General features: G+C 70.7%; 10 protein-coding genes and 1 pseudogene. 2 read left to right on the top strand and 9 right to left on the bottom strand.

Annotated features, from left to right (window positions below; genetic code table 11):
• Nucleotides 1-84: 84 nt before the first annotated feature.
• Both ACF1B9_RS28075 and ACF1B9_RS28080 read right to left on the bottom strand, forming a co-directional pair.
• Complete coding sequence (locus ACF1B9_RS28075; protein WP_391742763.1) at nt 85-1,461, bottom strand: hypothetical protein; 1,377 nt, start codon at nt 1,459-1,461, stop codon at nt 85-87.
• An 80-nt stretch (nt 1,462-1,541) separates the two neighbouring features.
• Nucleotides 1,542-1,706: pseudogene (locus ACF1B9_RS28080) on the bottom strand (family 1 glycosylhydrolase); the annotation flags it as partial.
• Nucleotides 1,707-1,946: 240 nt separating this feature from the next.
• On the opposite strand from ACF1B9_RS28080, the gene ACF1B9_RS28085 reads away from it, so the two are divergent.
• Entirely contained in the window at nt 1,947-2,861 is a 915-nt protein-coding gene (locus ACF1B9_RS28085; RefSeq protein ID WP_391742762.1) for a GNAT family N-acetyltransferase, read from the top strand.
• A 79-nt stretch (nt 2,862-2,940) separates the two neighbouring features.
• On the top strand, nt 2,941-3,447 hold the full coding sequence (locus tag ACF1B9_RS28090) for a hypothetical protein (protein WP_391742761.1): 507 nt from the start codon (nt 2,941-2,943) through the stop codon (nt 3,445-3,447).
• A 132-nt stretch (nt 3,448-3,579) separates the two neighbouring features.
• Here the strand turns inward: ACF1B9_RS28090 and cimA are convergent, their stop codons facing one another.
• From cimA to ACF1B9_RS28125, 7 genes are all read right to left on the bottom strand, one after another.
• Entirely contained in the window at nt 3,580-5,187 is a 1,608-nt protein-coding gene (gene cimA / locus ACF1B9_RS28095) for a citramalate synthase (RefSeq protein WP_391742759.1), read from the bottom strand.
• Between the two features lie 277 nt (nt 5,188-5,464).
• Nucleotides 5,465-6,799 (bottom strand): MFS transporter, encoded by a 1,335-nt coding sequence (locus ACF1B9_RS28100; protein WP_391742757.1) that lies wholly within the window; start codon nt 6,797-6,799, stop codon nt 5,465-5,467.
• Nucleotides 6,800-6,880: 81 nt separating this feature from the next.
• Nucleotides 6,881-7,504: a TetR/AcrR family transcriptional regulator gene (locus ACF1B9_RS28105; protein WP_391742756.1), complete on the bottom strand. Its 624-nt coding sequence runs from the start codon at nt 7,502-7,504 to the stop codon at nt 6,881-6,883.
• A gap of 3 nt (nt 7,505-7,507) precedes the next feature.
• Nucleotides 7,508-8,521: an agmatine/peptidylarginine deiminase gene (locus tag ACF1B9_RS28110; protein WP_391742754.1), complete on the bottom strand. Its 1,014-nt coding sequence runs from the start codon at nt 8,519-8,521 to the stop codon at nt 7,508-7,510.
• An 18-nt stretch (nt 8,522-8,539) separates the two neighbouring features.
• Nucleotides 8,540-10,228 carry an urease subunit alpha gene (locus ACF1B9_RS28115; protein WP_391742752.1) on the bottom strand — a complete coding sequence of 563 codons (1,689 nt, stop codon included), beginning with the start codon at nt 10,226-10,228 and terminating at the stop codon, nt 8,540-8,542.
• Complete coding sequence (ureA, locus tag ACF1B9_RS28120) at nt 10,225-10,905, bottom strand: urease subunit gamma (RefSeq protein WP_391742751.1); 681 nt, start codon at nt 10,903-10,905, stop codon at nt 10,225-10,227. Before ureA ends, ACF1B9_RS28115 begins: the two co-directional genes overlap by 4 nt.
• Nucleotides 10,906-11,528: 623 nt before the next feature.
• The gene (locus ACF1B9_RS28125) at nt 11,529-11,906 is read right to left on the bottom strand and encodes a nuclear transport factor 2 family protein (RefSeq protein ID WP_391742750.1); all 378 of its coding nucleotides are present in this window, start codon (nt 11,904-11,906) and stop codon (nt 11,529-11,531) included.
• Nucleotides 11,907-12,096 lie beyond the last annotated feature (190 nt).

Here is a 12,096-nt window from a genome sequence, read left to right on the forward strand (position 1 = left end):
GCCTCGCCCGGAATCGGCCGATACCAGACATAACTTCAGGTCTAGCATGGATCGCCCCTGCCCGAGAGTTCGCCGATCAGCGGCTCAGAACCCGCCGCCGTCGAAGCCGCCGCCCCCTCCGAGGTCGCCGCCGCCCCCGAAACCTCCGCCGTCGAAGCCCGACGGGTCGAAGTCGGCGCCGGAGAAGTCTCCGCCGCTCCAGTCACCGCCGGAACCGAAGTCGCCGCCGCCGTACTCCGCCGCGTACGCGGGGGACGACAGCATCGAGCCGAGCAGCGTGCCGGCCAGCAGCCCGGGGAGCAGGCCCCCGCCGAAATAGCCGCCCGCCCAGGGGCCGTACGCCGGGCCCGCCTCCCAGTACGGGCCACGGCGGCCGTCGCCCGTGTCGACGGTGCGGCTCAACGGCTCCTCGCCCTCGCGCAGCCGGATCTCGTCGGCCGCGCAGACCGGGACCTCACGGCCCGTGCCGCCGGACGGGGACCACCGGACGTCGGCGACCGAGGGCCCGTGGCGCGGGTCGAAGAAGCACGGGGGGCGGCGGGCGGGCAGCTCACCGCCCGTGCGGCGGGCCTCCAGGACGGCGAGGGAGTAGCGGCCTTCCTCCAGTGCCTGGGTGACCCCGCGCACGTCGGACGGGCGCCGGGCCCGGTCCATGCGGGATTTCGCGGTCTCGTAGGAGTCGAGCGCCCGCTCGTAGTCGGCGCGCATGGCGTCGTCGGCGCCCGCCTCGGCGGGATGGAAGTCGAGACGGTCCAGCGTTTCGCCGTACGCGGTGATGTCCTCGTCCACGACGACCCGGAGCTTGGCGAGTGCGGCCCGTTCGTCCTCCTCCTTGCGCCTGCGGTTGCGCCGGACGAGCGCGTAGGCCGTGCCGCCGCCGAGCACCAGGACGGCGCCGACGGCGATCAGTCCGGCGGTGGACGACGATCCCCTCCCCGCGGCCGATCCGCCCCAGGAGGCGGGGGCGCTGCCCCGGGCCTGTTCGACGGCGCGGTCGACGAAGGCGTTGAGCTGGGTCGCGGCGTCGGTGTCCGTGCCGGGTGTCTTCACGGCGGCGGTGAGGTTCTGGACCGCTCGCGTGGTCATGACCCGGGGGTCGGCGCCCGCGTTGAACCCGTTGCCGAGACGGACCGCGTAGACACCGGTGATGCCGGTGTCGGTGCGCAGGGTCGGCAGCACGGTCTGCGCGGGGAATGCCGGGGTTCGCGGCAGTACCGCGACGAACACGGGCTTGCCGGCGTCCTTGATCTTCCTCGTCAGGGCGGCGGCCTGGCCCGGGGAGAGCTGGTCGGCGGCGGCCGGGTCGACGTAGACCGGGCCCTTGCGCAGCGCCTGCGCGACCTCGTTGACGGTCGATGCGCGGGCTGCCCCGGGCGCGGCGCTCGGTGCCATGGCGAGCACGACCACCGAGAGGATCAGCAGCAGACCCGCCAGCAGCGTCGGGAACAGCCTGTTCCGCATATCTCGAAGCTAACCCAGGTGGGTGACGGCTGCGCGGTCACCCACCGGGCCGGCTCCCCGTGCGCCGGGCGGGACAGCCCTTACGCGGCGCGGGTGAGGCGGATCGTGTCGCGGTACCACTCGGCGCTTTCCTTGAGCGTCCGCTCCTGTGTGCCGTAGTCGACGCGGACGATACCGAATCGCTTGTCGTAGCCGTAGGACCACTCCAAGTTGTCCATCGGCGACCAGGCGAAGTAGCCCGGACATCCGCTTCCGCGGCGCGGATGCTGGTACCGGTACCGGCGTTGCGGCGTGAGTCAACCCCGCTGGAACAGTGCCGTGAATACATCACGCCGACATTGGTCCGTACCGATCTCCCGTGCAGGCAGGACGAGTTGTGTGTTTAGGTTCTGAACGCACACCCTCTAGACGCGGCCGTCCAGGAGCAGTTCACTCTCGCCTCGATCGGCGGCTGCTCCCCACAACAACCCGGCTAGTGTGATCAGATGACAGAACTCGGCATCCTTGGCGACAACACGGACTGGCGGAAGGACTTCGAGCGACGGCTACGCGCCTCGTACACGACGGCCGGGCTCGGTGTGGCCGCGGCGGAGCGCATGCTCGAAGACGTACGCGACGGCATCGGCAACTGGACCGTCGCCGAGATCACGGACGCCGGGACCCGAGTGGGATACGTCGCCGTAGTCGTGGCCGACGACAACGGTGCGCTCGCGGGCCGTATCGGCGACCTCCACGTCGATGCGCTCCACATCGGCCGGGGGCACGAGCAGGCCGCCCGGGACTGGGCCGAGGGATGGTGCGCGGAGCGCGGCGCAGGCCGAATCGACATACGGCTCACCGAGCCCGCCGGTGAGCTGTTCGACGGTTACGGCGTCCGCGGCCAGCTCAGGACGCGGCGCGTCAGTACCCCGCCGGAGCCAGTCGATGGCGTCACCGCCCGGCCGATGACGCAGGCCGAGTATCCCGAGTGGCTCGCCTCCGAGAAGGTCGCCTACGTCGGCGACATCGTCCGGGCCGGAGCCCTGAGCCACGAGGAAGCCGTACTCAAGTCCGACCGCGACTTCGCCGAGCTGATCCCCGAGGGCCTGGCCACGCCCGACAACACGTTCCTGGTGCTGGAGGCGGCGGGCGGGCCGATCGGCACCGGCTGGTTGAAGCACGGGCACCTCCCGGGGGTCACCTACGGCTACTCGCTGTACGTCCAGGAGCGGCACCGCGGCAAGGGGTACGGCCGGGCCGCGATGTCGGCCGGCGAACAGGCGACGCTGGCGGCCGGCGATTCGACGCTGATGTTCACCGTGTGGGGCGGCAACGAGGTGGCTATGAACCTGTACACGAGCGCCGGTTACCGAGTCGTGGAGGAAATGCGCTCCCTCGGCCTTCCGCGCTCCGCCGCCTGAGCGGCACGGCCGGCCATGTCGGAGACCAGCGTCCGCATTGTGTTCACCCGTAACCATCCTCGGTCAGTCTGGATCGCCCATGTCACTCCGCGTTGGTAAGCGCGCCGCCGCCCTCACCGGGGCCGCCGCGGTCCTCGTCGTTCTGTGTGTGGCTGCCGTCTGGTGGTTCAACCGCACCGACGACACCCCGTACGCACTCGCCGCCGAGCCGAAAGTGAGCGTCACCTACGAGGGCGAGCGTCCGCCCGAGGAGGTGCGTACCTTCCTGACGGTGTTCGTGCAGCGTCTGGCGGACGGGGATGTACAGGGCATCGACGCACTGGCCGCCGGCTACCCCGACGGGGCGGCGACGACCCGGGAGTCCTCGGACTTCCTGCGTCCGCTCGCCACGGCGGCAGCAGGCGGCCCGGTCACGGCCCGTGCTGAACCAGTGCGCGACAACCGGTCGTTCCTCCAGCGTCTCAAGGCCCCTCAGGGCGGTACGTCCGAGGCCGAACTCACCCTGTCGGACGGCAAGCAGGTACGCGTCCAACTGGCCAGGGAACACGGCGTGTGGTGGGGCTACGCCCTCGCCTCGGCCGACTGATCCCAGGTCTCGACCAGCACCGCGTCCCGCACCCGACAGCTGCCGGGTGCGGGACGCGGTGTGCGTGGCCCTTCCGGTCGCCCGCCGGAACTGCGGTGCGGCTGTCCCTCCGCCTCCCCACGGCCTGAAGGGCTACTCCGTCGGCTCGATCCCGGCCCGCCGCAGCCCGTACGTGTAGGCGTCCTCCAGCGCCTGCCAGGACGCCGCGATGACGTTCTCCGCGACGCCGACCGTCGCCCAGTCGCCGTTGCCGTCGCCCGTGGTGATGAGGACTCGGGTGGTGGACTCGGTGCCGGTGCGGCCTTCGAGGATGCGGACCTTGTAGTCGACCAGCTCCAGCTTGGCGAGCTGCGGGTAGATCCGCTCCAGGGCGACGCGCAGAGCCCGGTCGAGCGCGTTGACCGGGCCGTTGCCCTCGGCGGTGGCGACGATGCGCTCGCCCTTGGCCCAGAGCTTCACGGTCGCCTCGTTGGCGTGCGTGCCGTCGGGGCGGTCCTCGACGATGGCGCGCCAGGACTCGGTGCGGAAGTAGCGGCGTACCCGCCCCTCGGCCTCGGCGCGCAGCAGCAGCTCGAAGGAGGCGTCGGCGGCCTCGTACGTGTAGCCCTTGAGCTCGCGTTCCTTGACGCGCTCGACGACCCGGCCGACGAGTTCGCGGTCGCCGCCGAGGTCGATGCCGAGCTCCTTGCCCTTGAGCTCGATGGAGGCACGGCCGGCCATGTCGGAGACCAGCATCCGCATGGTGTTGCCGACCAGCGCGGGATCGATGTGCTGGTACAGGTCGGGGTCGACCTTGATCGCGGACGCGTGCAGTCCGGCCTTGTGGGCGAAGGCGGAAACACCCACATAGGGCTGGTGGGTGGAGGGCGTCAGGTTGACGACCTCGGCGATCGCGTGCGAGACGCGGGTCATGTCGGCGAGGGCGCCCTCGGGCAGGACGGACTTGCCGTACTTCAGTTCCAGGGCGGCAACGACGGGGAAGAGGTTGGCGTTGCCGACCCGCTCGCCGTATCCGTTGGCGGTGCACTGGACGTGGGTGGCGCCCGCGTCGACGGCGGCGAGGGTGTTGGCGACGGCGCAGCCGGTGTCGTCCTGGGCGTGGATGCCGAGCCGGGCGCCGGTGTCGGCGAGCACGGTGGAGACGACGGCCTGGACCTGGGCGGGAAGCATGCCGCCGTTGGTGTCGCAGAGGATCACGACGTCGGCGCCCGCTTCGTGGGCGACGCGGACGACGGACTTGGCGTACTCGGGATTGGCGCGGTAGCCGTCGAAGAAGTGCTCGCAGTCCACGAAGACCCGGCGGCCCTGCTCGCGGAGGAAGGAGACGGTGTCACGGACCATCTCCAGGTTCTCTTCGAGGGTGGTGCGCAGCGCGAGCTCCACATGGCGGTCGTGGGACTTCGCGACCAGCGTGATCACGGGGGCGCCGGACTCCAGCAATGCCTTGACCTGCGGGTCCTCGGAGGCCTTGCCACCGGCCCTGCGGGTCGCACCGAAGGCGACCAGCTCGGCGTTCTCGAACTCGATCTCCCGCTGGGCACGGGCGAAGAACTCGGTGTCGCGGGGGTTGGCGCCGGGCCAGCCCCCCTCGATGAAGCCCACGCCGAAGTTGTCCAGGTGCCGGGCGATGGTCAGCTTGTCCGCGACCGTCAGGTTGATGCCTTCACGCTGGGCGCCGTCGCGCAGCGTGGTGTCGAAGACATGGAAACTGTCGTCGGTGGCCTTGGCCTTGGTGGTCATGCTGGTCTGACTCCTGTCGGATGAGTGGATCCGGACGTTCAGGCTCCACTTGCCCCCATCATCCCGCGCGCCTCGTCCCGGCCGAGGTGAGGGCCGGAAAACGAAAAAACCCCTCGCGGGTGCGAGAGGTCTGCGCGCGGGTCTGGGGCACGGTGGCCGTGCCGTACATGGTGGTACGGACGATCACTGCGGACCGGCGCGCCTGTTGCCAATAATCATGACGAACGAGGGCACGGAAGCAGTCTTGCACAGGGCCGCCTCCGTGCCGTGCCCCGTCTCAGGATGCGGGCGTCGCACTCGTCGCGCCCGACGGCTCCGTCCGCCCGTGCGGCGACTCGCCGGCGCCGACCCGGCCCAGGTCGATGTCGCGGGTCTCGCGCATGGTCAGGTAGACGACCACGGAGACCGCGGCGCAGCCCGCCACGTACCAGTAGAAGCCGGACTCGACGCCCGCCTTCTTGAACCAGAGCGCCACGTATTCGGCGGTGCCGCCGAAGAGCGCGTTGGCGATGGCGTACGGGAGGGCGACGCCCAGGGCCCGGACTCCGGTCGGGAAGAGCTCGGCCTTCACACAGGCGTTGATCGAGGTGTACCCGGTGACGACGACCAGGGCGAGCAGGGCCAGGCCGAAGGCGGGCCAGAAGGTGCCGGCGTGCCTGAGCATCGTCATGATCGGCACGGTCAGGAAGGTGGAGCCGATCGCGAAGGTGATCAGCAGCGGGCGGCGGCCGATCCGGTCGGAGAGCAGACCGGCCAGGGGCTGGATGCACATGAAGACGAACAGCGCGCAGAAGCTGACGAGCGAGGCGGTGGACTTCTCCATGCCCGCGCTCTTGGAAAGGAACTTGGTGAGGTACGTCGTGTACGTGTAGTACGCCACGGTCCCGCCCATGGTCAGCGCCATCACCAGGAACGCCTCGCGCTTGTGCTGCCACAGCGCCTTCAGCGTGCCGCGGTCCGCCTGCTCCGCGGCGCCGGACTCCGCGTACACCTCGGTCTCCAGCATGGAGCGGCGCAGATAGAAGACGACCGCGGCACCGAGCGCGCCGACGATGAACGGGATGCGCCAGCCCCAGCTGTGCAGCGCCGCGTCGGACATGTTGCGCTGCAGGACGATCTGGAGGCCGAGGCCGACGAGCTGGCCCGCGGTCATGGACACGTACTGGAAGCTGGAGGCGAAGCCGCGCCGGTGGGGCGCGGACGCCTCGGTCAGATAGGTGGCGCTGGCGGCGTACTCGCCCCCGACGGAGAGACCCTGGAGCAGCCTGGCCACCAGCAGGACGGCGACCCCGCCGTATCCCGCGACGTCGTACGTCGGCGCGACGGCGATCAGGATCGCGGAGGCCGACATGAGGGTGACGGTGAGGGTGAGCGCCGCCTTGCGGCCCCTGCGGTCACCGATGCGGCCGAGCATCCAGCCGCCGACCGGCCTCATGAAGAAGCCGACGGCGAAGATGCCCATGGTGTTCATGAGATTGGCGGTCTCATTGCCTTCGGGGAAGAACGAATCCGCGAAGTAGACCGCGAAGGTCGCGTACACGAACCAGTCGAACCACTCGACCATGTTGCCCGCCGAGCCGACCCAGATCTTCTTCCACTGCTCTCGTCCCATGGTCCGTCACCGTGCCCGAACAGCCGGGAGCACAACAAGAGCGCAACGGGCAACGATCACGCGTACTTACGTACGTTTCGTTCACCGCGGTGGGTGCGGCTCCGCGGCGATGAGTGAATCGTCGATGAACTCCCTGACCTGTTCGAGGACTTGAGAGCGTCCGGTGCCGGGGATGCCGACGGCGACATGGACGCTGAACCCGTCGAGCAGGGCGCGCAGCCGGGTCGCGAACCGCTCGGCGTCGACCGTACGGAACTCGCCGCGCGAGGCGCCCTCGGCCAGCAGCGCCACCAGATCGCGGTGCCACGCGCCCTCGATCGCCGCCTGCCGGGCGCGTGCGTCGTCGTCCGCGCTCCGCGAACGGTTCCAGACCTCCAGCCAGAGCGTCCAGTGCGGATCGCGGTGACCGTCGGGAAGGTACAGATCGATGTACGCGTCCAGCCGTTCGCGCACCGTCACCGGCCCGGACAGCAGGGTGCGCCGCTGTGCGCCGAGCCGTCCCTCGCTCCACTCCAGGGCCTGGAGCAGCAGCTCGTCCTTGGTGCGGAAGTAGTAGAGGAGATGTCCACTGCTCATGCCGACCTCACGGCCGAGACCGGCCATGGTGAGGCCGTCCAGACCCCGTTCGGCGATGGTGGCCATGGCGGCGGCCAGCAGTTCCTCGCGGGGCGGGGCGGCGTTGCGACGGCGTGGAGCGGGGGGCACGGTTCAGACCTTCGGCTGCTGCTGGGTGATGCAGTGGATGCCTCCACCGCCGGCAAAGATCGTACGCGCGTCGACGAGGGTCACCGTACGGTCGGGGAACAGCTCGCCGAAGACGGCCGCCGCTTCCTTGTCGCGCGGGTCGTCGAAGGCGCAGAGGATCACGCCGTCGTTGCAGAGGTAGTGATTGATGTAGGAGTAGTCGACCCACTCGCCGTCGGCCTCCAGCACGGTGGGTGCCAGGACCTCCACGACGTTCAGGGAGCGGCCCCTGGCGTCGGTCGCGGCACGCAGGACGCGGACGGTCTCCCGGGTGATCTCGTGGTCGGGGTGGGCCGGGTCCGGCTGGACATGGGCGACGACCGTGCCGGGGCGGACGAAGGCGGCGACGATGTCGACATGACCGAGGGTGCCGTACATCCCGTAGTCACCGGCCAGCCCGCGGGGCAGCCAGATGGCCTTCTCGGTGCCGAGCCGGGCGTGGATCTCGGCCTCGACCTGCGCGCGGCTCCACTCGGGGTTGCGTTCCTTGCCGAGCTGGACGGTCTCGGTGAGCAGGACGGTGCCCTCGCCGTCGACGTGGATGGCGCCGCCCTCGTTGACGAGCGTGGAGCGGTGCACGGGGACGGCGGCGAGTTCGGCGACGGAGCGGGCGATGTGCCGGTCGTGCTCCCAGCGGGCCCAGTCCTGGGCGCCCCAGCCGTTGAACGTCCAGTCGACCGCCGCCAGTTGGCGCCCGTCGGTGACGAAGGTGGGACCGATGTCCCGCATCCAGGCGTCGTCGAGCGGGCGGACGGCCAGCTCGATGTCCGGGCCGAGGAGGGCGCGGGCGCTGTCCTCCTGGCCGGGGCCGACGACCATCGTCACGGGTTCGAAGCGGCGGACCGCGCGGGCGACGGTGGCCCAGGCGGCGCGCGCCCCGTCCAGCTCGGCGTCGGTGTCGAAGGTGGGGTTGGGGCCCGGCCAGGCCATCCAGGTGCGCTCGTGCGGGGCCCACTCGGGCGGCATGCGGAAGGTCATGAAGTGTCCTAGGGGGCGTCAGAGGAAGTAGAGGCGGTTGAGGGAGACGGAGTCGGCGGGCTCGGAGCGCAGCGGATCGCCGTCCAGGGTGACCAGGCCGCTGCGCGCGTCCACGGCGACCTCTCCGGTGCGGGAGTTGTGGACGAGGTCGCCGGGGCCGATGCCGCGGGTGCCGCGCACCCCGACGCGCCGTCGGCGCGTGGGCATCCGGTCGGCGCCGAGCTGGGTGGCGGCCTGCGAGACGAAGGCCACGGAGAGATCGGCCGCGGTGGCTCCGTACGCCCCGAACTGCGGCCCGAGGACGAGGGGTTCGCAGGTGTCGGTGGCGGCGTTCGGGTCGCCCGTGACTCCGTACGCCGGGAAGCCGGCCTTCAGCACGAGCTGTGGTTTCGCGCCGAAGAACTCCGGACGCCACAGCACGATGTCGGCGAGCTTCCCGGTCTCGATGGAGCCGATCTCGTGCGAGAGGCCATGGGCGATGGCGGGGTTGATGGTGAGCTTCGCGATGTAGCGCAGCACCCGGGCGTTGTCGTCCGCGGGGCCGTCGCCGTCCATCGGGCCGAGCTCGGCCTTCATCTTCCCGGCCATCGCGAAGGTGCGGCGCACCGTCTCACCGGCCCGTCCCATGCCCTGCGCGTCGGAGGAGGTGATGCCGATGGCACCCAGGTCGTGCAGGACGTCCTCGGCGCCCATCGTCCCGGCGCGGATGCGGTCGCGGGCCATGGCCGCGTCGCCCGGCAGGTCCGTCTTGAGGTCGTGCACGGAGACGATCATCCCGTAGTGCTCGGCGACGGCGTCCCGGCCGAAGGGCAGCGTCGGATTGGTGGACGAGCCGATGACGTTCTCGACGCCCGCCATCTTCAGGACGTTGGGGACATGACCGCCGCCGCAGCCCTCGATGTGGAAGGCGTGGATGGTGCGGCCCTCCAGGACCCGCAGGGTGTCCTCGACCGACAGGCACTCGTTCAGCCCGTCGCTGTGCAGGGCGACCTGCACGTCGTGGTCCTCGGCGACCCGCAGCGCGGTGTCCAGGGCGCGGGTGTGGGCGCCCATGTCCTCGTGGACCTTGAAGCCGCAGGCACCGCCCTCCGCGAGCGCCTCGACCAGCGGGGCCTGGTGGGAGGACGAACCGCGGCCCAGGAAGCCGATGTTGACCGGCCAGGCGTCGAAGGCGTTGAAGGCGTGGCGCAGGGCCCACGGCGAGTTGACGCCGACCCCCCAGACCGGGCCGAACTCCTGGCCGATGATCGTGGTGACGCCGGAGGCGAGCGAGGCCTCCATGATCCGTGGCGAGAGCAGATGGACATGGGTGTCGACGGCGCCCGCCGTCGCAATCATTCCCTCACCGGAGACGATGGTCGTCCCCGTGCCGACGACGACGTCGACACCGTCCAGCGTGTCGGGATTGCCGGCCCGTCCAATGGCCGCGATCCGGCCCTCGCGGATACCGATCGACACCTTGCGGATGCCCTGCACGGCGTCGATGACCAGCACATTGCTGATGACGATGTCGCAGGTGTCCCGGACGGCCGCGGCCTTGAGGTGCAGCCCGTCGCGGGCGGTCTTGCCGAATCCGGCGAGGAACTCCTCGCCGTACCGCTGCGCGTCGGACTCCACGCGGACGGTCAGCCCGGAGTCACCGAGCCTGACCCGGTCCCCGGCGCGCGGGCCGTGCACGGAGGCGTACTCGTACGGATCGATGCTCATCGCTCGGCTCCCAGATATCCACAGGCCGCGGCGCGCCGCAGGGCCTCCTCGCGTGCGCCGGGCGCGTCGAGCGGCCCGTCCACCAGACCGGCGAACCCGACGGCGATCCGGTCACCGCCGATGGGCACGAGACCGACCTCGACCGACTCCCCCGGCCCGAAGCGGACGGAGGACCCGGCGGGTACGCACAGCCGCATCCCGTACGCCGCGGCCCGGTCGAAGTCGAGCCGCGGGTTGGCCTCGAAGAAGTGGAAGTGCGACGTGACGGAGACCGGGACGGTCGCCGTGTTGTGGACGGTCAGCCGCGCCGCGGGCGCCGGCTCGGGTGTGGCGGGGCCGGGGACGACGGCACCGGGCGCGTCGTCGCCGAGCCCGTCGCCCAGAGGCCGGGAGACCACGGCGAGCCGCGAACCGTCGTCGAAGACGGCCTCCACATGGACCTCGGTGACGACGTCGGCGACCCCGGGCAGCACGTCGTCGGGCCCGAGCACGGACCGCGCGGCCTCGATGGCCTCCGCGAGCCTGCGCCCGTCGCGGGCCGCCTCGCAGACCGTGTCCGCGATCAGCGCGGTCGCCTCGGGGACATTGAGCTTCAGCCCCCGGGCACGGCGGGCCCGGGCCAGTTCGGCGGCACCGAAGAGCAGCAGCCGGTCACGTTCCGTCGGGGTCAGTCGCACGCCCGCACACCTCCTGTTTAGAGCAGCACTCTAACCAGAGGCGACACAGATGCGAAAGTGCCAGTTCGATTTTTGGAGTGACGCTCCAATCAGGACGTTTCGGTGTCTGCCGCATGCCGTAGCTGCGAGAGAACCGGCCGCCGGAGAGCACGGCGACGCCACCCCGGCCCGGAACTCCCCCGCTCCCGCGGGGTCCGGCCGGCGCCGGCCCGGCCCAGGTCAGTCGCGGCGGATGAGCTCTGGATCGATACGGCGCCCGACCAGCGGCCAGGTGCCCGCCGTCGCGAGCGCGAGGACGCCGACCATAACGGCCACCAGCAGGGGGACCCCCGCGCCGTCCCAGAAGATCTCGCCACCGCCTGTGATCAGGTAGGCGGACTCACGCAGCCGTGGCGGCCCCGGGGGCCGCCACCGGTGGCGCGCGGCACTTCGACCTTTGGGGCGGACGCCCCCTCGACACCGCAGCCTGACCAACCGCGAACTTACACAGCCACAGCGCATCGTCGGTCCGCTCGTAGCCAAGCGCGGACGACCGAAGCGTGGTGAAGATGATCTCGGCTGGGCAGACCCGGAGCCCCGAACGGGGCCGGTTCAGGAGAAGGACGCCGCCAGAGGAGAATGACTCAGGAGGCGGACGACTCGATCTCCCCCGCGAAGACGATGACCTGGTCGATGAGGCTCCGCCGCAGATGGACGACGTCCGTTCCCGCCAGGCGGGGGCCTCCGTCCGGCGTCGTGAAGACCCACTGGTACCGGGCCCACTCGTCCGGCATGTCCACCGCCGAACAGCGCACCATCGTGCCGGTCCCCGCGGGGTGGCGCCGGATGTCCAGCACGAACCGCTCGACCGCCTCGATCCCCTCACTGCGGCCCAACGGTCCCCAGAAGACCACGTCCGAGGTCAGGGCCTGGGAGAGCAGCTCAGTCACATAGCTGTCGTCCGAGGCGTTGAACGCGGAGATGAACGTGTCGATCGCGGACCGCGCGGTCTCTTCCTGCATGCACCAGTAATACCACTCGCCTCGCGGACCGCGCTCGTCCCGTGAGCCGTCTCCCGACCACGGTGAACCATCCCGGTCACAGCACTAGCCGTGGGACACAGGCAGGTGTGCGACTGCACAGCAATACCAGGAAAGATCCACGGCGCCTCCGCCCGCCCCGACCTGCGGAGCGCTCCTGCACCCGGCAACG

The organism is Streptomyces sp. NPDC014727 (genome assembly GCF_043083485.1).
Lineage (GTDB): Bacteria > Actinomycetota > Actinomycetes > Streptomycetales > Streptomycetaceae > Streptomyces.

Coding starts and splice junctions, on each gene's coding strand:
- ACF1B9_RS28075 (WP_391742763.1), bottom strand. CDS start 1,461: ATGCGGAACAGGCTGTTCCCGACGCTGCTGGCGGGTCTGCTGCTGATC.
- ACF1B9_RS28110 (WP_391742754.1), bottom strand. CDS start 8,521: ATGACCTTCCGCATGCCGCCCGAGTGGGCCCCGCACGAGCGCACCTGG.
- ACF1B9_RS28115 (WP_391742752.1), bottom strand. CDS start 10,228: ATGAGCATCGATCCGTACGAGTACGCCTCCGTGCACGGCCCGCGCGCC.
- ACF1B9_RS28085 (WP_391742762.1), top strand. CDS start 1,947: ATGACAGAACTCGGCATCCTTGGCGACAACACGGACTGGCGGAAGGAC.
- ACF1B9_RS28090 (WP_391742761.1), top strand. CDS start 2,941: ATGTCACTCCGCGTTGGTAAGCGCGCCGCCGCCCTCACCGGGGCCGCC.
- cimA (WP_391742759.1), bottom strand. CDS start 5,187: ATGACCACCAAGGCCAAGGCCACCGACGACAGTTTCCATGTCTTCGAC.
- ACF1B9_RS28100 (WP_391742757.1), bottom strand. CDS start 6,799: ATGGGACGAGAGCAGTGGAAGAAGATCTGGGTCGGCTCGGCGGGCAAC.
- ACF1B9_RS28125 (WP_391742750.1), bottom strand. CDS start 11,906: ATGCAGGAAGAGACCGCGCGGTCCGCGATCGACACGTTCATCTCCGCG.